Below are 918 nucleotides of genomic sequence, written 5' to 3'. Positions count from 1 at the left end.
ATAAAAAGTCTTGGCTATAAAAATCTTGGATAAAAAAACAGAAAAAAATAGCAAAAAAAAGCCCGCACATTTCGGTGCGGGCTTAGCAATAAATAAAGCTTAATTTTGCTTAGTTCAATCTTACATTGTGTAAGTGTAAGGAGCTTGGATACCTAGCGGGATACCAAGAGCCCAGTAACCTAGCAAGAAGATAGACCAACCGATTAGCATAGCAATCGAGAATGGCATCATTAGAGAAGCTAGAGTACCGATACCTGTCGACTTAACGTAACGTTGACAGTAAACAACAACCAGTGGGAAGAACACCATCAGTGGAGAGATGATGTTAGACACTGAATCGCCTACACGGTAAGCCGCTTGAGATAGCTCAGGAGAGATACCCACAACCATTAACATAGGAACTAAGATAGGACCAATAAGAGCCCACTTAGCTGAAGCTGAACCTACAAGAAGGTTAACTGAAGCCGTTAGTAGAATCATACCAACAACCGTTGCTTCACCAGGAAGATCCATTGCTTTCAAGCCTTCAGCACCGTAAAGCGCCAGCATAGTACCGATGTTTGATTGAGCAAATGCTGATAGGAACTGAGCACAGAAGAACGACATTACAATGTATGCGCCCATCGTTGCCATCGTCTCAGACATTGCTTTGATAACATCATTACTATTCTTGAAGGTACCCGCTACACGGCCGTAGACGATACCCGGAATAATAAACAGGATGAAGATCAGAGGAACGATAGACTTCATTACTGGTGCTGAGAACGCCGTTAGTTCGCCTTCTGGTGAACGAAGTGCTGAGTTTTCAGGCATTAGAGCCGCGATAAGCAGACCAATACCGGCAACCATTGCCCAACCAGCGAATTTGAATGCTTTAGATTCAATGGCTGTAAACGTACCTAGATCAGGTGCTTGTTC

1 protein-coding gene is annotated in these 918 nt (G+C 43.5%); it reads right to left on the bottom strand.

Annotation, left to right across the window (positions count from 1 at the left end; translation table 11 throughout):
* Positions 1 to 120: 120 nt before the first annotated feature.
* On the bottom strand, positions 121 to 918 hold a 798-nt coding region (locus tag AB4496_RS27065; protein WP_372133013.1), incomplete at its 5' end, for an AbgT family transporter.

This window comes from Vibrio sp. 10N.222.46.A1, assembly GCF_041473595.1.
GTDB lineage: Bacteria > Pseudomonadota > Gammaproteobacteria > Enterobacterales > Vibrionaceae > Vibrio > Vibrio tasmaniensis_A.
This window is presented reverse-complemented; position numbering and strand designations above follow the sequence as displayed.